We start from the raw sequence: 22,495 nt of genomic DNA, 5'->3' as shown, positions 1-22,495 counted from the left end.
CGTGCCCGTGCCCGTGCCCGTGCCCGTGCCCGTGCCCGTGCCCGTGCCCGTGCCCGTGCCCGTGCCCGTGCCCGTGCCGGCGGTGCTGCTCGCGTCGCTACCAACGTGGCTGTCCACGTCGCGCAGCGGCTCGATGCGGCCCGTGGGCGAGAGCTCGGCGTCGTGTGCAGTCTCGGTGGGCAGCGCCGTGATCTCTTGGATGCGGCCGAGAGCGCCGAGGGCCTGGCTCACGGCCGCGATCGCACCGAAAGCCTGCCCGAGCGGCATCACCATCAGAAACAGGAAGATGATGAACGTGACGAGCTGGGAGATGGTGATCGCGCCGGTGGCGACGCGGTAGCCGCCGAGCCCGAGCACGATGAGAAACGAGAGCTGCATCGCCAGAAACGAGACGGGCACGATGAAGGCCGAGATCTTGGCGACCTTCACGCCCAGCAGATACGCCTCCTCGGCGTCGCGCTCGGTGGCGCGCTGCTCGCGCTCGGTAGCTCCGGCCGCGCGAATGGTGCGAATGGACGAGATCGACCGGTCGACCTGGGCGGCGAGATCGCCCACTTTCTCCTGCGATCGGGCGACCGCGGGACGAATGCGCCCCGAAACGATAACCACGACGACGAGGGCCACCACGATCACGCCAAACGTGATCAGAAACAGCACAGCGTCAATGATGAGCATGCCCACGAGTGCGCCCACAAATACGAGCATGCCGCTGATCGCCTCGACGAGACCCTGCGTGAGCACGGCCCGTAGTAGGGTCGTGTCGCTGCCGACGCGCGAGACGAGGTCGCCCGTGCGGCGACGGTCGAACTGGGTGATGGGCAGCTGTAGCATGCGGGCGATAAGCCGCTTGCGGCTGGCGAGCACAACGCCCTCGCCCATACGCTGCAGTACGTAGTGCTGTAGCCCGCCAAGAATCGCGCCGGCCACGACAATCGCGCAGAGAATTCCGAGCAGCCAGCCGAGCGGCTCGGCGCCCTCGACACGGGTGATCAGCTGACCGAGCAGCAGCGGCTGCGCGAGCGAGGCCACGGCCCCCGCGAGCCCAAAAGCGATCGCGAGGGTGAGTAGGCGCCGCTGCTCGAACAGGTACGGGAGCAGCTGCTTAAGCGAGGCGCGCGGGCCGCGATGCTGCGTACTGCCTGCGCCCCTGCCTGCGCGAAAGCTGCGCGGGCCACGGGCCCGTGTGGGGCGGCGCTTGGAATCGCGCTGCGGGTTCATCGTCGTTGCTGCGTCTTGAGTGTGCCCGGTCACGGCCCTACTCTAAGCTGCGCCCCCTGACAGTTGCCCTGGCACGCTACCCGTATGGCCGTTTGCCGACGAGCCGGTATCGACCCGTGTGGTGGTTTGCCGACGAGCCGGTATCGAAATGACGAGTCGGCCCGATAAATACGTATTTTCGATACCGACTCGTCATTTCGATGCCGAATGGTCAGGCTTCGCGGCGCGCGGCGGCAGCGCGCGGCAGCGCGCGGCTCTGGCGGCCTGCGTTAGCTCCGGATCGCGCGCGTGGTCACCGCAAGGTGAAGCGCAGCCTCGGCGGCCTCGCGCCCCTTCGACTCGGGGGCGCCCGGGCGACCTGAACGATCGAGCGCCTGCTGCTCGTTGTCGACCGTGAGCACGCCGAACCCGACGGGGCGGCCCGTGTCGAGCTGCACCCGGGTGAGGCCGTCGGTGACGGCGTTGCACACGTAGTCAAAGTGCGGTGTGCCTCCCCGCACGATCACACCGAGGCACACCGCCGCATCAAACCGCGGCCCGGCAGCACCGGCACCGGCACCAGCACCGCCGGCACCGGCACCAGCACCGCCGGCACCAGCACCGGCTACACCGGCTACGCCGCCAGCAGTGCTCAGCGCTGCCTGCGCCGCGAGCGGCAGCTCGAACGCGCCCGCTACGCGAAACACCTCGGCGGTGGCGCCGGCCGCGGCCACCGCGCGCTGCGCCTCTTCGATCATGGGCGACAAGATCTCGTCGTGCCAGTGGCCGGCGATGATGGCGACCGACAAGCCGCTCGCATCGACCGACAGGTCTGGAGCTCCGGCTCCGCTCATGGGGTACTCCTTTGGTTGGTTTGGGTGGGTGTGGATTCTGCGACTCCTGCGTCGTGCAGAATGACGGGTGGGAGAAATCGCGCAGAATGACGGGGGACGGTGCCCGCGCTACCCCTCGTCATCCGGCGCGAAGCGAGCTTGCGAGCGAAGTCGCCGGATCCAAGCGACTAGCTCGTTTGAATATCCTGCGGCAGGTCGTGGTTCATGCGGTCGCGCTTGGCCGACATGTAGCCGATGTTGTGCTCGTTCACGCCCACCACGAGCGGCACCCGCTCGGCGATGTCGATACCCGCTGCGCGCAGCTGTTCAACCTTGTCGGGGTTATTCGTGAGCAACCGAATGCCCGAAAGCCCCAGGTCGGCGATGATTTCGGCGGCGGCTGAGTAGTCGCGAGCGTCGCCGGGCAGCCCCAACTGCAGGTTGGCATCGAGCGTGTCGACGCCCTGCTCTTGCAGTTGGTAGGCGCGCAGCTTGTTCGCGAGCCCAATGCCGCGCCCCTCGTGCCCGCGCAGGTACACGACGACGCCGCCGCGCTCATGGATCAGCGCGAGCGAAGCCTGCAGCTGTGGCCCGCACTCGCACTTCATCGACGCAAATGCCTCGCCCGTGATGCACTCTGAGTGCACCCGCACGAGCGCGCCCGCCCCCGGTGCGGTGCCGTCGGGCAGCGGCGCAACAAGCGCCAGGTGGTCAACGCCCACCCGGCGATCGCGGTATGCGCTCGTCTGAAACTCGCCGTACTCGGTCGGCAGCATCGTGCTCGCGCGCACGCTCACCCGCCGCTGCTTGGGGGCAGCGGCCCGCTGATCCGGATCAATAGGATCGACCGCGTCGAGGTGCGTGATGAGCTGTTCGATCGTGATCACAGGAATATTTTCTTGCGCCCCGAGCTCGATCAGACCGGGCAGCCGCATCATCTCGCCGTCTTCGGCGACGATCTCGCCGATCACGGCGACGGGCGAGAGCCCCGCGAGCTTCATGAGCTCGACGCCGGCCTCGGTATGCCCCGCGCGGGCGCGCACGCCGCCGTCGACGGCACGCAGCGGCAGAATGTGCCCTGGACGGTGCACATCGGTGGGCACAGCTTTGGGGTTCGCGAGCGCGCGCAGGGTCGTGGCGCGGTCGCTCGCGCTAATGCCCGTGGTGACTCCCTGCGCCGCGTCGACGGTGACGGTGTAGGCGGTGGCGCGTACGTCTTCGTTGCGCTCGACCATCATGGGCAGGTCGAGCTGGTTCGCGACGTCGTTGGTCATGGGAGCGCAGAGCAGCCCCGACGACCAGCGCACGGCCCAGCCGATCCACTCGGGCGTCGCGAGCTCGGCAGACAAGATCACGTCGCCCTCGTTCTCGCGGTCCTCGTCGTCGGCGACGATGACGGGGCGGCCGGCCTTGATGGCGGCGACAGCTTCGTCGATGGTGGAGATGCCTGGTGTGATCATGAGCTGAGCCCTTCGGTTGAGGCGGAGTTGGCGGAAGTAGCGGTGGTAGGGGCGACGCCCATGCGCAGCATGCGGGCGACGTGGCGGGCGAGAATATCGGTTTCAACGTTGACGAGAGCGCCGATGGCGAGGCCTCCGAGCGTCGTGGCGGTGAGCGTCTCGGGAATCAGCGACACTTCAAACCAGTGCTCGTCTGCTGCGTCGGGGTCAGACACGTTCGACACCGTGAGCGAGACGCCCGACACCGTGACTGAGCCCTTATCGACGAGCAGCGCCGCGATGTCGCGTGAGACCGCGAAGCGCAGCACCCGCCACGCCTCGTGTTCGGCGACGCTCACGAGCCGGGCGGTGCCGTCGACGTGACCCTGCACGATGTGGCCGCCGAGCCGGGTGTCCATGCGCACCGCGCGCTCGAGATTCACCGCGGCCCCCATGGTGAGGGAGCCGAGCGTCGACATATTGAGCGTCTGCGCCATCACATCGGCCACGAACGTGCCAGCGTCGGCGCCGCCCACGGCGCCGCCCTCAGTGCCGCCTCGCGCGACGACGGTGAGACACACCCCCGACACACAGATCGATGCGCCGTGTTCGGCATCACTGGTGACGAGCGGCCCGCGTATCGTGAGCCGCAGTGAATCTGCGACCGGCTCGATCGCGACGACCTCACCGACCTCTTCTACTAGCCCTGTGAACATCACATTCCCTTCGATGGTTGGTGCGTATCGCCAGCCGAGTCGGCCTCGCCAGCCGAGTCGGCCTCGCCTGCCACGATCTCGGCTTCGATCAGCCAGTCGGTCCCCAGCTGAGTGAGCCGTGCAGCCCGCAGCGGCTTCAACCCCGCCAAGCTTGCGACGCCCAGGTCGCCAAGCGCGACTCGCGGCCCGCCCAGCAGCGCGGGCGCCACGTACACGAGCACGTCGTGCGCGAGCCCCGCCGCAATCAGCGCGCTCACAATGCCCGGGCCGCCCTCTACAAACACGCTCCGGATCCCTCGTGCCGCAAGCGCCCGCAAGTCGTCGGCGAGGTACTCGCCGGTGTACTGCAGCGGGGCGGTGAGCGCGTGCGCGGCGAGGGCCGGGTGCTGGTTAATACGGGCTGACGCGGGGATCGGCCTGCGGCCGAATACCACGGGTATGGGCTGTTGCTCGGCGGGCACGAGCAGTTCACCGCCCGCGGTGCGCGCGGTGAGGCTCGGGTCGTCAGCGATGAGGGTGCCCGTGCCGACGAGAATCGCGTCTGCGGCCGCGCGGCGGCGGTGCACGTCGGCGCGGGCGTCTGGCCCGGTGATCCACTGGCTCGAGCCGTCGGCCGCGGCCGCACGCCCGTCGAGGGTTTGCGCCCACTTCACGGTGATGAGGGGCATCCCCTCACCGGTCACCTTGTGTGTGGATGCTGCGACTCCTGCGTCGCGCAGCATGACAGGGGTGGGTGTCTCGCGCAACATGACAGGGGTGGGCGTCTCGCGCAGCATGACGGGGGAGGTGACGCGCGAGGTTTCTCCAACTGTCATCCTGCGCGAGGAACGAGTCGCAGGATCCAGGTCGCGGTGCATGGATGCTGCGACTCCTGCGTCGCGCAGCATGACGGGGGTGGGGGCGCTCGCTCGCGTGGCCTGCCCCGCCAGCCAACTGGCGATGAGCTCGCGCGCTTCGGCCGCCAGTACCCCGCCGCGCACCCGCACCCCCGCGGCTCGCAGCGTGGCTGCGCCGCCCGCCGACGCCCCACCAGACGAGGCGCCGCCCGGGTCGGCGAGCGCATACACAACCGCCCCGATGCCGGCCGCAGCGAGCGCGACCGCGCAGGGGCCCGTGCGGCCCGTGTGGTTGCACGGCTCGAGCGTCACGACGGCGGTGAGTTCGCCCGTACGGGCCCGCCACGACGCGGGCAAGCGCGCGAGCGCGGCGGCTTCGGCGTGGGGCGATCCGGCGCCCTCATGCCAGCCCTCAGCGACGATCGTGCCGCGGGCGTCGATGATGACGCAGCCGACCTGAGGGTTCTCGTCGCGCGCCGGGCCGCGGCGCGCGATAGTGAGCGCCCGCCGCATGGCATCGTCGACCAGCGAGTCAGTGGTCACCGCGTCGTTCATGGCCGCCATTCCTTGCACGCCGGGTACGCAAGGAACCGCGGGGTGCGCGGTTTCTGCGTTCCTCTCATCCGGACTAGAGCGAAAGCATCGCCCATCACCGTCGGTACCGGAGTTTCACCGGTTCAACATCGCGGATGCGACGCTCGCGGACTATCACCGCCGGTTCGGATTCTCACCGACCCCGGAACACATTCTTCATCGTAGCCCGTGACGGGAGGGCGGCGAAATAGCCAGTTTGACCGGTTCGCTGACGGCGGAGGGATAGTCGCGCTTCAAAGCTGAAGCGCCGTGCTGCGCTTCCGATTGCACTAGGGGCGCACTATACTTCTCACTGTGGTGAATGTGAAGAATAGTGCGCACGGTGCTCAAGTGCTACTGCGAGACCAGGGTGGTTTTGGCGCGTTCGTGCGTTCGTCGCGAATCCAAGCTGGTCTAACTCAAGAGCAATTGGCGGGGATGGCCGCGAAGAGCCGTCGATGGCTGCAAGATGTTGAGGGAGGAAAAACGGCACCATCCCTGCCAAGCGCGATCGCCCTGGCGAACGCACTCGGGTACGAAATTATGGCTGAACGCTCAGAGCCTTCGAGGCTGCTTGACCAAGTGTTTGGAAACTTGGAATGAGTGGCGACGTAGACACACTCGACCTGTGGCTTGATGGCCGTTTGGCGGGTCAGCTCTTGCGCGGCGTGGCGGGGGACGTTGAATTCATTTACGATGCGGCTTATTCGCATGACCCGTATGCGACTCCGGTGTCGATGAGTCTTCCCAAATCCCATCAGAACCATGGGCCTGATCGGGTGATGCCGTGGTTGTCCAATTTGCTTCCAGATGCCCAGGAAGTGCGTGAACGGTGGGCAAGAAAGTTTCATGAACATCGGAGTGACCCGTTCACGCTGCTTCGCTACATGGGACAAGACGCGCCTGGGTCGGTTCAAATTGTTCCTGAAGGTGAAAGCCCCTCGCAAACAGGAGTTCTTGCGCATATTAGCGAGGCAAAGATTGCAGATCGCATTGCGGGGATCCTCGTAGATCCAGAACACTGGGTTGACGACACTGATGAAGACGAAAGCCGGTTTTCCCTTGGCGGTTATCAAGGCAAGTTTGCGCTATCTCGGGTAGGAGATCGCTGGTTCGAGCCCAACGGGCGCGCTGCGAGTACTCACATTGTGAAACCTGGGATGGTGACCGCAACAGGTGCGACGAATGACTCCGTGCAGGCGGTCGAATTTGTCACTATGCGAGCGGCACGGGCTGTCCAAGTACCAGCAGCTACGGTTGAGATCCTTGACTTTGCTGGTACACAAGCGTTTGTCACCACCCGGTACGACAGGGTTGTGCAACACGACGGCGAAGTGACACGGGTACATCAAGAAGACTTTTGCCAGGCGCTTAGTGTGTTTCCCACGCGCAAGTACGAAGACGATGGTGGGCCAACCCTGGGTGACACCGAATATCTCGTTCGTACTGCGTCTTCACCCTCATATAGAGATCAGGATCGTAGTGCCCTTGTGCGCCTTGCTGGGTTTAATCTCTTGGCGGCGGGAGTGGATGCGCACGCAAAAAACCACAGCCTACTGCTTGTTGGTAGAAATGTTCGTCTTGCTCCGGCATACGACCTTATCTCGGCGCATGGAATTTGGGATGAGCATCGAGTTCGGTTTAAGTCGGGCGCAGCTGTGAAGTATGGCAAGAATCGGAGGTATCGGAACATCACCGGACGCGATTTAGCCCGAGCAGCAGATGTGCTACGAATCGACCGAAAGAATTTCGTGGAGCAACTACGCGAGCTGGCCAAAGCTCTACCTGAGGCTTTTGACCAGGCTGTCGCAGAGCTCCCCCAAGGTTTCGCAGTGGAACAGGTGCGACGCATGCCAGACCGGGTTCGCCGTTTTGCTGATGATGTCGTAAACCGAGTGTCTGAGTCTGACTTGCTCGAAACCCCTAAATTTGAGGGGGCCCGAATGGATATGGCGACTTTATCGACCAGGGTCTGGATGCGTGGACACCGCGCGAGCAACGGTACTTGGCAGACGGGGTATTACAGGCATCGAACCTAGCCCCACCCACTCACCCAAACAGGTCGGCGAACATCTTGCCGTTCGCGATCACGTTCATGGTGAGCACAATGATCATCGCGTTGAAGAAGAACGCGATCGAGGTGTGCCACACGATCGTCCACCGCATGCGCGAGCTCAGCACCTGCACGTCTGACACCGCGAACGTGGTCGCGTTGGTAAACGACAAATACGCGAAGTCCACAAGCTTCGGCTCGGGGGTACCCGGAAACTTGAGCGGCGGCGCCTTCGCCCGCAAATAGCGCGAGTAGTAGATGCGCGCATACCCCCAGTTGAACATTGCCCACGACAGCAGCATCGCCCACACCGCCGCGGCCTCCGACGCAGCGTCGTGCTGGTCCATGCCGAGGCTCGTGATCAGATCGATCGCGACGCTCAGGCCGATGAAACTCGAGCCAAACGTGAACAGCACCGACAGCAGCCGCGTGATCGGGTGGCCCACGATCGTGCGCGTGACGAGCGCGTCGGGTCGCTCGCGCATCGCCCCGACCGTGAGCGTGATCGCGGTCGCCCCCAGATACAGGGTCGCGATCGCGCACCACACGAGCAGCCGCAAAATATCGAAGCCGTCATCGGGCCCCCACAGCAGCTTGGCGCCCAGCCACACGAGCCACAGCTGCATCAAGATGCCGGTAATCGCGACCGCGAGGCCCACGGCGGTACGCCATCTTTGAGATCCGGATCGTGCCGTGCCGGTCATGCCCGTGCGCCTGTCGAACCGGGCTTTGCTTGTGATTCGGGCTTCGCTGGCCCTTCGGGCTTCGCGGCCGCCGAAGCGACGAGGTCGCGCAGCGTCGCATCGGGCAGGTACGCGCGCGTGAGGGCGATGCCGATGCGGGGCAGATCACCCTCGTCGCGAAACAGCAGGTGCAGAGACTCGTGGCGCGGATTGAACTTCTGTTTGAAGCGGTGCAGCGACTTGAACCCGTAGAGCGGTTCGATAAGCTCGCCCACCTGCGCGAGCACCTGGTCTACGGGCCCGGTCTCGGCGTCTGCCGGGCGCACGAGTGGGGCCCCCGAGAGTGACACAAACTCGTACCCCTGCTGCGCAAAATGCTGCGCCGACGACGCGATCAAAAACTCCATCACGGGGCCAAACCCGCCGTCGCGACGCCGCATCAGATCGAGAGTCCAGCCCACAACGCGGGGCTCACCCGTCGCCGGGTCTTGCGGGCCATACACGGGCAGCCACGAGGTGATGCCGTGCAGGCTACCGTCGGCATCGACCGCGATGCCCACGAGTACGCGCGGGTCGAGCGCCTCGTCAACCGTGCCCAGGGTGAAGCGCATCTCGGGTAGGCCCTTGTCGCCCGTCCACTGCTCAGAGATCGCACGCACCTGCGCGAGCGTCGACCACGGCTCGTCTGTGAGCGTCACCATGCGAAACTCGATGCCCTCGCGGGTGGCCCGGTTAATCGCGGTGCGCACATCGCCCCACGGCTTACCCTTGAACTCGAGACCAGGCAGGTCGACGATCGTGTCTTCTGCGACGATGACGCTGCGCCAGCCCGCGGGCCGGGCATTTGCGACGTCAGCGCTCACCGAGAACGCACACGGCACGAGCCCCGCCTGCTCGGTGACCTGCGCAAACTCCTGCAGCGCGTCGGCCGTCTCGTGCGCGGCGACGATCGGGTCGCCCAGCATAATCGCGACGCCCGAGTGTGACTGGTACGCGAGCGCGCCCGATGCGGCAGCGCCGGTCGTGCCCACGGCAGTCGGTCCGGCAGTAGCCACCGCGCCGGCCGCGATGCGCTCGTTGAGGTTCCACGTCGTCATCCACGAGATCGTGCCGCCGCCAAAGCGTTCGAGCCGCGCCACGAGCTCCTCCCTGGATAGGGCTTCTGCGGCAAGCGTGCGATGCGCGCGCCGCAGCCGCACGCGAAACGAGCCGCGACCCACAAACAACACAGCCAACATTGCCGCCCACAACACGCTGGGGGCGAAAGCGAGCCCCACAATGTCGATGGGGGCATCGATCAGCTCGTATTGCAACATCAGCGGCAACGCGAGCGTAGCGAGTACGCCCGTGACCACGTTGTAGAACCCCAAAATAAGCGCCACCACCCAGCCCAGTTTGTGGCCGAGGCGCAGACCGTTCGCGATGAGTGCGATCACCGCCACATCGATGGCGACGTCAACGAACGACGCGACCGGCTGATTGTGGCCGAGTGGCCCGTCGTATGGCACGACCAGATTGAGAATCTGAATCACACCAATGGCGATGATGCCGGTGAACGCGAGCAGTCGCCATTCGCGCTGGCTGGGGCGCCCTGAGCGGCGCCGAAACGCGGGCAGAAAGCCGCTCACCGCGAGCGCTATCGCCATCGCGATGGCATGTTCGAGGTCGTGGATCATGCCCAGGTAGAACACTGAGATGGTGACCCACAGGAAGACCGCGATGCGGGCGCGCAACCGCCACGGCGACGGCAGCGTGGCAATCGCAAACACGAGCGCGGTGAGCGCACCGCAAGATGGCCCCACGTCGTACACGGTGGCGAGGTGGGTCGCCCAAAGCGAGTCGGTCTGGGCCGCGACGGCCAAAAGTGCCGCCGCGCCCAGCACACCCACCAGGTGCCCGGCAACGAAGAGGCCCGCTGTGCGCAGCGACCCAAACTTCCACTCGGCCCAACCGGTGCCGCCGATCACGAGCGGGGCGAGGGTGACGTAGACCCACGGGTGATCGGCGAAGAACATGGCGGTGAAAACAGTCCACCAGCGTCCCTCGTCAAACGAGGGCAGCCCCGTGGCAACGTCGTGAAACCAGGGCTGGTTGGCCGCTGCGGCCCACAGGCTGCCCGTGGCCACACCCACTATGAGCATCGCGAGCACGAAGCTCGTGGTGAAGGGGGTGCGCCGCAGTACGCGCAGAGTGGCTGAGAGCCCCGCCCTGCCCCGCCCCGACCTCGCCGTTTCGCTGACCGCTGTGTCGCTCATAGACACAGTCTACGAAAAGCGGGCAACCAAACGCAGGATTTAGCGCAGCAGTCCGATGCGTTCGTACACGAGCTTCAGGGTGCGCTCGGCGACTTCGTTCGCGCGCTCGGCGCCCTTCGCGAGCAGCCGATCCAGCTCTGCCGGGTCTGCGAGGAGCTCTTCGGTGCGCTCGCGCACGGGCGCAAGGCTGCCCTCCACGACCTCAACGAGGCCCTTCTTGAGGTCGCCGTAGCCGCGGCCGTCGTACTCAGCGACGATGCTGTCGACCGTCTGGCCCGACAGCACCGAGTAGATGGTGAGCAGGTTCGAGACGCCGGGCTTCGCGTCGCGGTCAAACCGCACCACACCCTCGTCGTCGGTGACTGCGCGCATGATCTTCTTCTTGGTCACATTGGCCGGATCGAGCACGTTCACGAGCCCGGCATCGCTCTCGGCCGACTTCGACATCTTGGCGGTGGGGGTCTGCAGGTCGTAGACCTTTGCGGTGCCCTTCGAAATGTGCGCCTCGGGCACAATGAACGTGTCGCCAAAGCGCGAGTTGAAGCGGTTCGCGAGGTCACGCGTGAGCTCGACGTGCTGGCGCTGGTCTTCGCCCACCGGCACCGAAGCAGCCTGGTACAGCAAAATGTCGGCGGCCATCAGAATCGGGTACGTGAACAGGCCCACCGAGGCGGCGTCGGTGCCCTGCTTCTGCGACTTGTCCTTGAACTGCGTCATGCGGCCGGCCTCACCGAAGCCCGTCATCGTGTTGAGCACCCAGGCCAGCTCGGTGTGAGCGGGCACGTGTGACTGCACGAACAGGGTCGACTGCGCCGGATCAATGCCTGCGGCGATGTACTGCGCGGCGGTGCGGCGGGTGCGGGCGATAAGGCCTGCCGGATCCTGCGGCACGGTGATGGCGTGGAGGTTGACGACGCAGAAGAACGCGTCGAAGTCCTCTTGCATCTTCGTCCACTGGCTCAGTGCGCCGATGTAGTTGCCGAGCTGCAGGGAGTCGGCCGAGGGCTGCATGCCCGAGAACAGAACGGGCTTTACGGTGTTGCTGGTGTCAGTCATAGTGTTGCTTCTTCGCTAAAGGTGTTGGTCTGTGGATCCTGCGACTCGTGGCGCTTGGTTGTTCTCACGTCATGCTGCGCGAGGAACGAGTCGCAGTATCTATGTGGTGTGGATCCTGCGACTCGCAAGCTCGCGCAGGATGACGGGTGGGGTTTGGCCGCCGTTGCCTATTGCGCAGAGCTCCGAAGGGAGCTGAGGGTGGGGCTTTGGGCTCCGCCGATTGGCTGGGTCTGGCAGGAGCGCCGGCGAAGCCGGTGCGACCGGAGAGCGGCGGAGCCCAAAGCCCCACCCTCAGCGGTCAGTTGATTGGCGCTGGGCAAAGCCCCAACCGCTAATGCGGAGGACTACACGCGGTAGTCAACGACGACAGCAGCGTGGTCCGACCATCGCTCGTCGTAGGCGGCCGCCCGGTCAATCACGTAGTTTTCGACGCGCTCACCGAGAGCGGGCGTCACCACGTGGTAGTCGATGCGCCAGCCCGTGTCGTTGTCGAACGCCTGCCCGCGGTTTGACCACCACGAGTAGGGGCCGTCGACCTCGCCCGCCCACTTGCGGCCCACATCGATCCAGCCGAGGCCGGGCCCTTCTGAACCGTCGACACCGATGATGGTTTCGCCCTTCGTGCCGAAGTAACGGTCGAAGTAGGCACGCTCCTGGGGCAGGAAGCCGGACTTCTTGACGTTGCCCTTCCAGTTCTTAATGTCGAGCTCGCGGTGACCCACATTGAAGTCGCCCACGATCGACACGAGTGCGCCGTCGGTGCCGAGCTCGCTCATGCGGTCGCCCATGGCGTCGAGGAACGCCCACTTGGCTTCCTGGCGGGGGGTGCCCACCTCACCCGAGTGGGTGTAGTTGCTCACCACGGTGAGGGTCTGGTCACCCAGCTCGAAGTCGGCCTCGATCCAGCGGCCCGACGACTGGATGCGCTCCTGCGCGTCGGCAGGGCCCAACCCGATCCGGTGCGAAATGGAGGGAAGGCGGCTCGCGATCGCGACGCCCGCGCGCCCCTTGATCTCGCAGGGGTCGTGCAGCCAGTGCCAGCCCGCGTCGCCCAAAAACTGCTGCAGGTGCTCGTCTTGCGCGCGCACCTCTTGCATGGCGAGGATGTCGACGTCGCGAGACGCGAGCCACTCACCCATGCCTTTGCGGTAGGCGGCACGAATGCCGTTGACGTTGACGGAGGCGACGCGCAGGGTTTCGACCATGCGCTCCAGTCTACTCAGCAGTGACCGGCCTGTGGCCTAGAACACCATGGGGCGGTCGTACTCGTCTTCAAACGTGCCACCCAGCAGCTCGACGTCGATCTCGGCGACGACGGGCACGTGGTCGCTGGGGGCGTCGCCGCGGCGCTCGTCGCGGTGAATCGCGGCCCCCGTGACGGCGTCAGCGAAACCACGCGACCCCATGATGAAGTCGATGCGCATGCCCTCGTTTTTGGGAAAGCGGCCCGCCTTGTAATCCCAGAACGTGAACCCTTCGGGCACGATGGGGCGCACCACGTCTTCGACGAACGGCTCGAACGAGGCAAACATGTCGCGCTCGGGCGCCGAGACGTGTGTGGATTTACCCACCGTGAACGATGGATCACCCATGTCGGCCGCGAGGGGCGCGATGTTCCAGTCGCCCATGAGGGCGAGGGGCAGATCCGGATCTTCATCGAGCCACGCCTCGGCATTGCGGCGCAGCGCCGCAAGCCACTCGAGCTTGTACGCGTAGTGGGGGTCGTCGATGCCGCGACCGTTGGGTACGTAGAGGCTCCAGAGCCGCAGGTCACCGACGGTGACACCGAGCGCGCGCGCCTCGAGCGGTAGGCCGTTGGGTCCTTCGCCCTGCACTCCCTCTTGCCCCTTGATGGGCTTGCCGAAGCCGGGCATGCCGTCGAACTCGCGGGCGACATCGGTCATCTCGTGTCGGCTGGCGAAGGCGACGCCGTTCCACTGGTTGAGGCCGTGTAGCTCGAGGTGGTAGCCGGCGCGCTCGAACGCTTCGACGGGAAACTGGTCGGGCCGGCACTTGATCTCTTGCATGGCGAGCACGTCGATGTCTTCGCGTACGAGCCAGTCGACGACGCGGCCGACACGGGTGCGAATAGAGTTGACGTTCCAAGTGGCGATGCGCATGTCTCAAGCCTAACGGGGAGCCGCGATTTAGCTGGGGGTTTAGATGCTCCGAGGGCCTGCACAGTGGATTCGGGTAGATTTGTGGCTCGGTCATGTGTGTAAACCGCACCTGAAGACACGGGGAATACTGAATGAGCAAGAAACTCGCTGACGGATCTGTGCGTCAGGCGTTTGTGCGCCACGGCAAGCTGCGCCGCTCGAAGAGCTGGAGCAATGCGCTGCGGATTCTGTTGACGACCGCGATTGTTGTCGTGCTGAGCGGCGTCGCGACGGTTTCGTATGCGGTGTGGGGCCTCGCGAAAGAGATTCGCACCGTCGACCTGGTTGATAAGAAGGGCGATGCCGTTGGGGCGGGCAGCCAGTCGCTCGATGGTGAGCTGACGATTCTGCTGGCGGGCACGGACTCTCGTGCCGGGCAGGCCATCGACGACGGCGAGGAGGGCGAGCTCAACGACGTCAACCTGCTGCTGCACGTCTCGGCCGATCACCAGAACGCGACGGTGATTAGTTTTCCGCGTGACCTGATGGTGCCGATTCCGAGCTGCCCCGGCCCGAACGGTGAACCGAACTACTACTCGGCGATGAGTGAGCAGCAGCTCAACACCGCCATCTCGTACGGTGGTCTGCCGTGTGTCGCGTCGACAATTTCAGAGCTCACAGGCATCGACATTCCCTACGCCGGGCTCATCTCGTTCGACGGTGTGATCGGTGTCTCCAACGCGCTGGGTGGCGTTGACGTCTGCCTCGCGCAGCCCATCGTCGATCCCCATGCGAACCTCGACCTGCCCGCCGGTATGGTCACCCTGCAGGGTATGGATGCGCTGCAGTTTCTGCGCACCCGTCACGGTGTGGGCGATGGTGGCGACACTAGCCGCATCAGCAACCAGCAGGTGTTCATGTCTGCCCTGATGCGCGAATTGAAGAGCGCTGAAACGCTGTCTGATCCCGTCAAGGTGTACGGGCTCGCCAAGGCGGGCGTTGAGAACATGACGCTGTCGAAGAACATGGCGACGGTGCAGTTTATGCAGGCTCTCGCCGGCACGGTGAAGGACATCGACCTTGATCGTATTAATTTCGTGCAGTACCCAACGTTCTCACACCCCTACGAAGAGGGGCGCCTGACCCCCGACTACCTCAATGCGCAGACTCTCATGGATATCGTCAAGAGTGGCCAGCCGTTTGCGGTGACTGCGGTGGGCGAGGGTGTCGCGCCCGATGCGGGCGCTGCCGGCGACCCGTCGGTGCCCGCAGAGGACCCGGCCATGACTGACCCGGCGGCAGACCCCGCTGTGGACCCTGAGACCGGCTTACCGATCGAGGGCGACGGGGCCGCGCCTCCCGTTGATGCAAGCGGAGCGGTCAAGCTGCCCGAAAACATCACGGGCCAACAGGCCAGCAACGAGACCTGTTCGGCGGGGCGCACGGTCTTTTGATCCGGTATTTCGCGTGACACGCCGAGAGACCCAGCTCACGATTTCACGTGAGCTGGGTCTTTCCGCTACAGTGGGGAACGGTGTTTACACCTAGGAGACGTGCCGGAGCGGCCGAACGGACTTCACTGCTAATGAAGGGTCGGGGTTAAACTCGACCGGGGGTTCAAATCCCCCCGTCTCCGCCAGATTTACAACAAACACAAAGCCCCAACTTCCCAGTAATTACAAGGAAGTCGGGGCTTTGTTGTTTTGCGGTCAGCCGCGGGGCAACCCTGAACTGAGAACAGAGAGACTTGGCATGGGCCGGGGGTGCAGGCGATAAATTATTACCGTGACCATGCGCAACTACAGTGAGGTCGACGTGTTCTCGTCGACACCATATTTCGGCAACCCGCTAGCCATCGTTCATGGCGCTGACGATTTGACCACTGATGAGATGCAGCGCTTCGCGAAGTGGACGAACCTCGCCGAAACCACGTTTCTATTGCGACCGGCCGACCCCGCCGCCGACTACCGGGTGCGCATCTTCTCTGCCACCCAAGAATTTCCTTTCGCCGGGCACCCCACCCTGGGGTCTGCGTTTGCCTGGCTTCAAGCGGGTGGCGTGCCGGCACAAGCAGGCACCATCGTGCAGGAGTGCGGCGCGGGGCTCGTGAGGGTGCGGGTGGACGGCCAGAAGTTCTCGTTCTTGGCCCCACCTCTGACGCGTTTTGAGCCAGTCGAGGAGTCCCTCGTGCAGGAGCTGGCCGCTGCATTGGGTGTTCCCCGGGAGCGCATCCTGGACGCATCATGGTTAGTCAATGGACCAGAGTGGATTGGTGTCAGGCTCTCGAGCGCGCAAGAGGTGCTCGCGTTGAGCCCCGATCCCGCAGACCTCGGCTCACTCTCGATAGGTGTCGTCGGGCCCTACGCGCCGGGCGGCGACGTGCAGTTTGAGGTGCGTGCGTTTCTAGGTGGCGACCCGGTCTGGGAGGACCCCGTCACGGGCAGCCTCAACGCAGGCTTGGCCGAGTGGCTGACATCGGTTGGAATCGCAGACCGGCAGTACGTTGCAGCCCAGGGGACGGCTATTGGTTACCAGGGCCGCGTGCACGTGTCCGTCGAAGACGACGGCATCTGGATCGGTGGAACGGTCTCGAGCTGCGTCAGGGGCGAAGTGAACCTCTGAGTTTAGAGCGTAGGTTGGGTCGTGCGGCTCATCGCAATGTCCGCTCTATTTCAAGCAGGGCACACTTCTAGAATGCGTCGCCCTACCGCTCACCGCGCGCGAGCTTCGACGGCCACCACACCTTGCGCCCAATATCGGTCGCCAGCGCGGGCACCAGCAGGGAGCGCACAATGAACGTGTCGAGCAGCACACCGAACGCCACGATGAACGCGATCTGCGCGAGAAACAAGATCGGAATCACCGCGAGCGCCGCGAACGTCGCAGCGAGCACGAGGCCGGCCGATGTGATTACGCCGCCGGTGATCGCGAGGCCCCGCGAGATGCCCTCGTGGGTGCCGTGCGCGATCGACTCTTCGCGCACCCGCGTCATCAAGAAGATGTTGTAGTCGATGCCCAGCGCCACCAAGAACACGAATCCATAGAGTGGCACGGCCGGATCTGCGCCGGGAAAATCGAACACGTGGTTGAACACGAGGGCTGCGACGCCCAGCGCGGTGCCAAACGACAACACGGTCGTGGCGATCAGAATGAGCGGTGCCACGATCGATCGCAACAGCAGCATCAGAATCACCAAGATTACGAGCAGCACGACGGGAATAATGAGTGTGCGATCGTGAATCGAAGCATCATTCGTGTCGATCGCGGTCGCGGTCACGCCGCCCACGAGCGCCCCGCTGCCCGCAAGTTCGTGCCGGATCTCGCGCACCGTCTGCTCCGCCGCATCTGAATCTGCGGCGTCGCTCAGGGTGGCTTGCAGCAGCACATCGCCCGCGGCGACTGTCGGTTCGGGCGCGGGGGTGCCGGGCGGCCCCAGCGGTTGCACGCCGTCCTTCGTGACGGGGGCGGTGCCGCTGGGGGAGTCGGCCGCGACAACTGTGACGCTGTCGACGCCTGCGACGCCGAGCACCGTGGTGGCCGCCTGCTGCAGATCCGGAGCCTTCGTAATTACGTACGCCGGGCTGCCAGAACCGCCAGGAAAATGCTTGCCGAGGGCCTGCTGGCCGTCGCGCGCTTCGCTCGCGCCAAGCACGAGATCGGACTGGGGTACACCCGAGGCGTTCAACTGGCCCGCGCCCACGACACCCACGAGCAGCACGAGCACGGTGATGATCCAGATGGGGCGCGGGCGGCGGCGAATGAGCGCCGCGAGCCTGGCCCACACGCCCGTGGGCATGCCGTGTTCTGCCGCCACGACCTCGGGCTCGAAGTGCGGGCGCCTGGGCCAGAACGCGGCCCGCCCAAACGCGAACAGGATCGCGGGCAGCAGCGTGAGCGCCGCGAGCATCGCAAACACGATGCCCACCGAGGCGACCGGGCCCAGCGAGCTGTTCGACTTCAGATCAGACAGCAGCAGGCACAAAAGCCCAGCGATGACCGTGCCGCCCGACGCCAAGATGGGTTCAAACGAGCCCCGGATCGCCTGCAGGGTGGCCGCTCCGCGGTCTTGCGTGATGCGCAGCTGCTCGCGAAAGCGCGAGACGTAGAGCAGTGAGTAGTCGGTGGCGGCGCCGATCACGAGGATGAAGAGGATGCCCTGGGTTTGGCCCGAGAGCATGAAGAGGCCCCATTTCGCGAGCCACCAGTTGGTGAGGAGCGCGACGGTGAGGGCCATGAGGCTCGTCGTGAGCACCGCGACAGGCAGCAAGAGGGAGCGATAGACGACGACGAGAATGATGAAGACGGCGATGAGGGCGACGCCGAGCAGTAGGCCGTCGATGCCCGAGAAGCCGTTGACGAGATCGGCGGTGAAGCCGGCGGGGCCGGTCACGTACACGTCGACGCCCGCGGGAGCCGCCGCGCGCAGCTCGTCGCCGATGCCCGAGGTCGCCTCGCGAATCGTGTTTTTGCCCTCGATGGGTACGAACGCCTGCGCGGCCATGCCGTCCTCTGATGGAATGAGTGGCGAGATGTCGGTCGACACGTTGGGTACGGTGCTTGGCAGGTCTTTCACCGCCGTGGAGAGCGTATTGAGGGTCTCGTCGCTGAGCTTTTCGTCGCCCGTGATGACGACGACCGCGGGGATCGCCTCGGAGTCGCGAAAGTCGGCGAGGCGCTGCTGTACCTGAGTCGCGTCGGCCGAGCTGGGCAAGTAGGTGGTCTGGTCGTTGGAGGAGACCTCACTCACCTTGCCAAAGTAAGGGCCGCCCACACTGCCCGCGCCCACCCACAGCAGAATCAACAGGGCGGGAATCAGGATGCGGAGCCAGCGGCGGCGTCCGTGTTTGGGGTGTTGGTTCATGACCCTCTCCAGCTTATCTAGCCAGGTTGTTTAATATCTAAGTGGATATAGATTCTGTCGGCTAATATAGCACCATGTCTGCGCCGGATCCATCCCAGCCCCCAGCCGTGGGACTGTATGACGTGGGGTCCAACGACCCCAATAGTCAGCTGATCGACCGCACCGGGATCGACCCGGCCTCAATGGCACAGATCGGCTCAATCATGCAGGCGCTCGGCGCGCTGCGCGACGCCGAAGAGAAGCTCGCAGAGGCCTCGCTCGCATACATGAAACTCGGGCGCACCGATATGCGTGCGCTGCACTACCTCATCGTGACGTCGAACTCGGGTCAGGTCGTTACCCCCGGCGCCATTGCGGCCCACCTCAAAATCTCAACCGCCTCGACGACGAAACTGCTCGACCGGCTCGAGCGGGGCGGCCACATCACGCGGTCGATTCACCCGAGCGACCGCCGCGCATTTGCGATCGAGATCACGCCAGAAACCCGTGAAGCGGCGATGCAAACCGTTGGCCGTCAGCAGGCGAAACGGTTTCACGCGGCCGCGCGGCTGACGGGCGATGAACGCGAAGTAGTTGCACGGTTCCTCACAGACATGGCGCGCGAGCTCGACGTCTCGGGTGAGCCCTGGGCCGAGGGGCTGGGGTAGTGGCGCCGGGGGCGGCGGGCTCCGAGGCGGTCGGCCCCGATTCTGTTGTAAGCCTCGTATGGTTTCGCGATGACCTGCGGGTGAGAGATCACGAGGCGCTTACCGCAGCGTTCGCTGCCGAGGGGTCAGTCATCGGGGTGTTCGTGCTCGACGAAGAGTCACCGGGCGTGCGCGCACTGGGGGGTGCGAGTAAGTGGTGGCTGCACCACTCGATCGAATCGCTTGCAGCTTCACTCGCCGCGCTCGGGGTGCCCCTGGTGTTGCGGCGCGGGCCTGCGGCGCAGGTGGTGCCCGAAGTGGCTGCGCAGACCGGCGCGACGGCCGTTTTCTGGAACCGTCGATACGGTGGTGCCGAACGGCGGGTCGACGCCCAGGCCGAAGCAGCGATCGCGGCAGCGGGTGTGGCGGCGCATACCTTCGCGGGGAGCCTGCTGCACGAACCAGGCGAGATTCTCATCGACACGGGCACGCCCTACCGTGTCTATTCTGCGTTCTGGCGGCAGGTGCTGCGCAGGCCGGCGCCCCGGCAACCGCTGCCCGCACCGCTGCCCGCACCGCTGCCCGCGCCGCTGCCCGCCAGCACCGCGACCGGATCCGGATCCGGATCTGCACCTGCCCTCGCTCCCGCGGTCGTTAGCGACCCATTGAGCGAATGGGAGCTCCTGCCCACGCGCCCCGATTGGGCCGGCGGGTTGTGTGACCGCTGGCAGCCGGGCGAGCGCGCTGCGCAATCGCGCCTCGCAGAATTCTTGCGCGACGATATCGCCGAATATGACGAGGCACGAGACGCGCTCGCCAACGAGGGCACGTCGTCGCTCTCACCGCACCTGCGCTGGGGCGAGATCAGCTCGCGGCAGGTCTGGCACGCGGCGGCGCAGCACGCGACCAACGTCGGCGGATTCTTGTCAGAGATTGCGTGGCGTGAGTTTGCATGGCACACGCTGTTCCGCAATCCAGACATGGGCACGGTCAGCCTCGATGCACGGTTCGACCCGCACGCGTGGGTGGTGCGCCCCGCGGCAGAGCAAGCAGCAGTGGTCTCGGCGTGGCAGCGTGGCGAGACCGGGTTTGGCGTCGTCGACGCTGGCATGCGCGAGCTGTGGCACACGGGCACCATGCACAACCGCGCCCGCATGATCGTGGCATCGCTGCTCACCAAGAATCTCGGGGTGGATTGGCGCGTGGGGGAGGCGTGGTTCTGGGACACCCTCGTCGACGCAGATCAGGCCAACAACCCGTTTAACTGGCAGTGGGTGGCGGGCTGCGGTCTCGACGCGGCACCATACTTTCGTATCTTCAACCCCGAGCTGCAGGCCAAGAAGTTCGACCCTATGGGGCTCTATCAGTCACGCTGGGCGGCAGACTCACTCGGGCTGCCACCAATGGTCGATCTACGCACCAGCCGCATTGCGGCGCTCGCGCGCTACGACCGCGTCAGGCAAGACTAGTCGCGTCCAGTAAGTCGCAAGCACGTCCCCGTCGCATACGCAGTGGCGTGAATGCCCTGAATCAGTGCCGCAAACCGTGCAGAAGAGCATAAGCGTCGTGCGCGCTTTCGACGTAGCCTGTCTGGGTCCCGCAGTGACGCAATGGAGGGCCAGCATGCGAGCAAACTACAACAAACCAGTCTCACCAGCCACGTCTGCCGCACAGGTTGTGCCGCCCCTGGGGGAGCCCGGGCCAAAAAAGCTGGCCTCCCGCCACATCACGATGATTACGCTCGGCGGCATCATCGGCGCGAGCCTCTTCGTGGGCTCAGGCAACGTGATTCGCAACGTGGGGCCCGCGGCCCTCGTGTCGTACCTCATCGGTGGCATCCTCGTGTTTCTCGCGATGCGCATGCTCGGTGAGATGGCCGCCTCGCGCCCCTCGACCGGATCGTTCATGGAGTACGCCCGCGTGGGCCTGGGCGACTGGGCCGCCTACTTTGTGGGCTGGCTTTACTGGTACTTCTGGGTGGGCGTGATCGCGTTTGAGGCGGTCGTGAGTGGCGCGATCCTGCACGGATGGATGCCGGGCGTACCCGAGTGGGTCTTCTCGATCTCAATGATGCTCATCTTCACGGTCACAAACCTCGTGTCGGTGCGTTCGTTTGGCGAGGTCGAATTTTGGCTTGCGAGCGTGAAGGTCGTTGCGATCGTCGTGTTCTTGGGTGTCGGCGTGCTGTTTGCGCTCGGATTCTGGCCTGGCGGTTCGTTCTCGCTGCCCAACCTGTGGCAGCACGGCGGCTTCGCGCCCAATGGCGTTTGGTCGATCATCGCGGGCGTCGCGATCGTGATCTTCTCGTACTTCGGTACCGAGATCGCGGTCATGGCAGCTTCTGAGGCTGAGGATCCGGCGAAGGGTGTGCGGCAGGCTACAACGACCGTGATCTGGCGTATTCTGCTGTTCTTCGTGGGGGCGGTGTTCTTGATCGTCATGATCGTCCCCTGGAACCAGCTTCCGGATCCCCAGATCGAGGGGCCTTTTGTTCACCTGTTCACGATGTACGGAATTCCCGCGGCGGGCGTGATCATGAGCGCGGTCACGTTGACTGCCGTGTGCTCGGTGCTGAATTCGGGGCTCTACTCGGCGGCGCGCATGTTCGCGGCCCTCGCTGACCAGGGCTACGCCCCGGGTATCGTTGCGAAGCGGTCAAAGAACGGTGTGCCTGTGGCGGCGGTGCTGGCGTCAACGCTGGGCGGCTACGCGGCGGTGATCGTCAACTTTGCGGCCCCCGAGTCAGGCATCTTCGACTTCATCATGAACTCGGCCGGTCTTGTCGCGCTGTTCGTGTACGCGTTCATCGCGTTGACGCAGATTCGCATGCGCTCGCGCATGAGCAAGGAAGAAGTCGCAGGACTCGAGCTCAAGATGTGGCTGCACCCGTGGCTGGGCATTCTCGTGATCGCCGCTGTGGTGGGCATCGTGATCATCATGGTGGTGAGCGGTGAGGGCACGCGCACGCAGGTGTGGACGAGCCTCGTCTCGGTCGCGGTGTTGGCGATCTTCTGGCCGGCGGTGCGTAAACGCTTGGCGCGGGTGCGCGCGCGGCGCGCCATTGTTGAGCCTGCGGCGGATGCGCGCATCGCCGGCGCTGCCGGTGCTGGTGCCGGGGGTGGCGGTGGTGCTGCCGCTGAGAGCGCGGTAGCTGAGGAAGCATAGCGCTAGTCATTCTGCGCGCAGTTAGACCGATTTCGTGAGGTTTGTCATCCTGCGCGTGTTAGTGACCGATATCGTGAGATTTGTCATCCTGCGCGAGCTTGCG

The 22,495-nt window shown here is 65.1% G+C and carries 18 protein-coding genes, 1 tRNA gene and 1 riboswitch; of the genes, 8 read left to right on the top strand and 11 right to left on the bottom strand.

The genetic code is table 11. The features are described 5' to 3' along the window. The 5 genes from ACXR2W_RS06355 to ACXR2W_RS06335 form a co-directional block, all read right to left on the bottom strand. The coding region (locus tag ACXR2W_RS06355) for an ABC transporter ATP-binding protein (RefSeq protein ID WP_489948836.1) at positions 1-1,218 on the bottom strand (1,218 nt) is incomplete at its 3' end. Positions 1,219-1,487: 269 nt separating this feature from the next. Then, positions 1,488-2,051, bottom strand: coding sequence for a 6,7-dimethyl-8-ribityllumazine synthase (locus ACXR2W_RS06350; RefSeq protein ID WP_458813322.1), 564 nt, complete (start codon positions 2,049-2,051; stop codon positions 1,488-1,490). Positions 2,052-2,218: 167 nt separating this feature from the next. After that, positions 2,219-3,490: a 3,4-dihydroxy-2-butanone-4-phosphate synthase gene (ribB, locus tag ACXR2W_RS06345; protein ID WP_458813320.1), complete on the bottom strand. Its 1,272-nt coding sequence runs from the start codon at positions 3,488-3,490 to the stop codon at positions 2,219-2,221. Next, a complete protein-coding gene (locus tag ACXR2W_RS06340) occupies positions 3,487-4,185 on the bottom strand; it encodes a riboflavin synthase (RefSeq protein WP_458813318.1) in 699 nt (232 codons plus the stop codon). The genes ribB and ACXR2W_RS06340 overlap by 4 nt, the downstream gene beginning before the upstream one ends. Continuing rightward, complete coding sequence (locus tag ACXR2W_RS06335) at positions 4,185-5,576, bottom strand: bifunctional diaminohydroxyphosphoribosylaminopyrimidine deaminase/5-amino-6-(5-phosphoribosylamino)uracil reductase RibD (RefSeq protein WP_458813316.1); 1,392 nt, start codon at positions 5,574-5,576, stop codon at positions 4,185-4,187. The genes ACXR2W_RS06340 and ACXR2W_RS06335 overlap by 1 nt, the downstream gene beginning before the upstream one ends. Before the next feature lie 52 nt (positions 5,577-5,628). Then, positions 5,629-5,769, bottom strand: a riboswitch (FMN riboswitch). A 140-nt stretch (positions 5,770-5,909) separates the two neighbouring features. Here ACXR2W_RS06335 and ACXR2W_RS06330 point away from each other — a divergent pair. Together ACXR2W_RS06330 and ACXR2W_RS06325 are read left to right on the top strand one after the other, a co-directional pair. Beyond that, entirely contained in the window at positions 5,910-6,197 is a 288-nt protein-coding gene (locus ACXR2W_RS06330) for a helix-turn-helix domain-containing protein (RefSeq protein ID WP_458813315.1), read from the top strand. Then, complete coding sequence (locus ACXR2W_RS06325) at positions 6,194-7,633, top strand: type II toxin-antitoxin system HipA family toxin (protein ID WP_458813314.1); 1,440 nt, start codon at positions 6,194-6,196, stop codon at positions 7,631-7,633. The genes ACXR2W_RS06330 and ACXR2W_RS06325 overlap by 4 nt, the downstream gene beginning before the upstream one ends. Positions 7,634-7,643: 10 nt before the next feature. Here ACXR2W_RS06325 and ACXR2W_RS06320 read toward each other — a convergent pair whose 3' ends face one another. The 5 genes from ACXR2W_RS06320 to ACXR2W_RS06300 all read right to left on the bottom strand — a co-directional run bounded on the left by ACXR2W_RS06320 (position 7,644) and on the right by ACXR2W_RS06300 (position 13,761). After that, on the bottom strand, positions 7,644-8,351 hold the full coding sequence (locus ACXR2W_RS06320; protein WP_458813313.1) for a DUF1345 domain-containing protein: 708 nt from the start codon (positions 8,349-8,351) through the stop codon (positions 7,644-7,646). Beyond that, complete coding sequence (locus ACXR2W_RS06315) at positions 8,348-10,585, bottom strand: bifunctional lysylphosphatidylglycerol flippase/synthetase MprF (protein ID WP_458813311.1); 2,238 nt, start codon at positions 10,583-10,585, stop codon at positions 8,348-8,350. Before ACXR2W_RS06315 ends, ACXR2W_RS06320 begins: the two co-directional genes overlap by 4 nt. Positions 10,586-10,624: 39 nt before the next feature. Then, positions 10,625-11,641 (bottom strand): tryptophan--tRNA ligase, encoded by a 1,017-nt coding sequence (trpS, locus tag ACXR2W_RS06310; protein WP_458813309.1) that lies wholly within the window; start codon positions 11,639-11,641, stop codon positions 10,625-10,627. Between the two features lie 344 nt (positions 11,642-11,985). Further along, positions 11,986-12,846 carry an exodeoxyribonuclease III gene (locus ACXR2W_RS06305; protein ID WP_458813307.1) on the bottom strand — a complete coding sequence of 287 codons (861 nt, stop codon included), beginning with the start codon at positions 12,844-12,846 and terminating at the stop codon, positions 11,986-11,988. 36 nt (positions 12,847-12,882) lie between these two features. After that, positions 12,883-13,761 carry an exodeoxyribonuclease III gene (locus ACXR2W_RS06300; protein ID WP_458813305.1) on the bottom strand — a complete coding sequence of 293 codons (879 nt, stop codon included), beginning with the start codon at positions 13,759-13,761 and terminating at the stop codon, positions 12,883-12,885. A 131-nt stretch (positions 13,762-13,892) separates the two neighbouring features. Between ACXR2W_RS06300 and ACXR2W_RS06295 the strand changes: the two genes are divergently transcribed. The 3 genes from ACXR2W_RS06295 to ACXR2W_RS06285 all read left to right on the top strand — a co-directional run bounded on the left by ACXR2W_RS06295 (position 13,893) and on the right by ACXR2W_RS06285 (position 16,362). Then, on the top strand, positions 13,893-15,194 hold the full coding sequence (locus ACXR2W_RS06295) for an LCP family protein (protein WP_458813303.1): 1,302 nt from the start codon (positions 13,893-13,895) through the stop codon (positions 15,192-15,194). A gap of 93 nt (positions 15,195-15,287) precedes the next feature. Continuing rightward, positions 15,288-15,379: transfer RNA gene (locus ACXR2W_RS06290), tRNA-Ser, on the top strand. A 146-nt stretch (positions 15,380-15,525) separates the two neighbouring features. Next, complete coding sequence (locus ACXR2W_RS06285) at positions 15,526-16,362, top strand: PhzF family phenazine biosynthesis protein (RefSeq protein ID WP_458813301.1); 837 nt, start codon at positions 15,526-15,528, stop codon at positions 16,360-16,362. A gap of 82 nt (positions 16,363-16,444) precedes the next feature. Here ACXR2W_RS06285 and ACXR2W_RS06280 read toward each other — a convergent pair whose 3' ends face one another. After that, positions 16,445-18,601, bottom strand: a complete 2,157-nt coding sequence (locus tag ACXR2W_RS06280; RefSeq protein WP_458813299.1) for an MMPL family transporter — start codon at positions 18,599-18,601, stop codon at positions 16,445-16,447. A 74-nt stretch (positions 18,602-18,675) separates the two neighbouring features. Between ACXR2W_RS06280 and ACXR2W_RS06275 the strand changes: the two genes are divergently transcribed. The 3 genes from ACXR2W_RS06275 (at position 18,676) to ACXR2W_RS06265 (ending at position 22,392) form a co-directional block, all read left to right on the top strand. Then, the gene (locus tag ACXR2W_RS06275) at positions 18,676-19,248 is read left to right on the top strand and encodes a MarR family winged helix-turn-helix transcriptional regulator (RefSeq protein ID WP_458813297.1); all 573 of its coding nucleotides are present in this window, start codon (positions 18,676-18,678) and stop codon (positions 19,246-19,248) included. Further along, positions 19,248-20,696 (top strand): cryptochrome/photolyase family protein, encoded by a 1,449-nt coding sequence (locus ACXR2W_RS06270; RefSeq protein WP_458813295.1) that lies wholly within the window; start codon positions 19,248-19,250, stop codon positions 20,694-20,696. Before ACXR2W_RS06275 ends, ACXR2W_RS06270 begins: the two co-directional genes overlap by 1 nt. Positions 20,697-20,850: 154 nt before the next feature. Further along, positions 20,851-22,392: an amino acid permease gene (locus ACXR2W_RS06265; RefSeq protein ID WP_458813293.1), complete on the top strand. Its 1,542-nt coding sequence runs from the start codon at positions 20,851-20,853 to the stop codon at positions 22,390-22,392. The last annotated feature ends 103 nt before the right edge of the window (positions 22,393-22,495 follow it).

It is taken from the genome of Leucobacter faecis (assembly GCF_054456695.2).
This window is presented reverse-complemented; position numbering and strand designations above follow the sequence as displayed.

Excerpts from the sequence above, each read along its gene's own strand:
- ACXR2W_RS06280 (WP_458813299.1), bottom strand. The coding sequence starts at position 18,601 with ATGAACCAACACCCCAAACACGGACGCCGCCGCTGGCTCCGCATCCTG.
- ACXR2W_RS06315 (WP_458813311.1), bottom strand. The coding sequence starts at position 10,585 with ATGAGCGACACAGCGGTCAGCGAAACGGCGAGGTCGGGGCGGGGCAGG.
- ACXR2W_RS06325 (WP_458813314.1), top strand. The coding sequence starts at position 6,194 with ATGAGTGGCGACGTAGACACACTCGACCTGTGGCTTGATGGCCGTTTG.
- ACXR2W_RS06350 (WP_458813322.1), bottom strand. The coding sequence starts at position 2,051 with ATGAGCGGAGCCGGAGCTCCAGACCTGTCGGTCGATGCGAGCGGCTTG.
- trpS (WP_458813309.1), bottom strand. The coding sequence starts at position 11,641 with ATGACTGACACCAGCAACACCGTAAAGCCCGTTCTGTTCTCGGGCATG.
- ACXR2W_RS06275 (WP_458813297.1), top strand. The coding sequence starts at position 18,676 with ATGTCTGCGCCGGATCCATCCCAGCCCCCAGCCGTGGGACTGTATGAC.
- ACXR2W_RS06295 (WP_458813303.1), top strand. The coding sequence starts at position 13,893 with ATGAGCAAGAAACTCGCTGACGGATCTGTGCGTCAGGCGTTTGTGCGC.
- ACXR2W_RS06265 (WP_458813293.1), top strand. The coding sequence starts at position 20,851 with ATGCGAGCAAACTACAACAAACCAGTCTCACCAGCCACGTCTGCCGCA.
- ACXR2W_RS06305 (WP_458813307.1), bottom strand. The coding sequence starts at position 12,846 with ATGGTCGAAACCCTGCGCGTCGCCTCCGTCAACGTCAACGGCATTCGT.
- ACXR2W_RS06300 (WP_458813305.1), bottom strand. The coding sequence starts at position 13,761 with ATGCGCATCGCCACTTGGAACGTCAACTCTATTCGCACCCGTGTCGGC.
- ACXR2W_RS06340 (WP_458813318.1), bottom strand. The coding sequence starts at position 4,185 with ATGTTCACAGGGCTAGTAGAAGAGGTCGGTGAGGTCGTCGCGATCGAG.
- ribB (WP_458813320.1), bottom strand. The coding sequence starts at position 3,490 with ATGATCACACCAGGCATCTCCACCATCGACGAAGCTGTCGCCGCCATC.
- ACXR2W_RS06320 (WP_458813313.1), bottom strand. The coding sequence starts at position 8,351 with ATGACCGGCACGGCACGATCCGGATCTCAAAGATGGCGTACCGCCGTG.
- ACXR2W_RS06335 (WP_458813316.1), bottom strand. The coding sequence starts at position 5,576 with ATGAACGACGCGGTGACCACTGACTCGCTGGTCGACGATGCCATGCGG.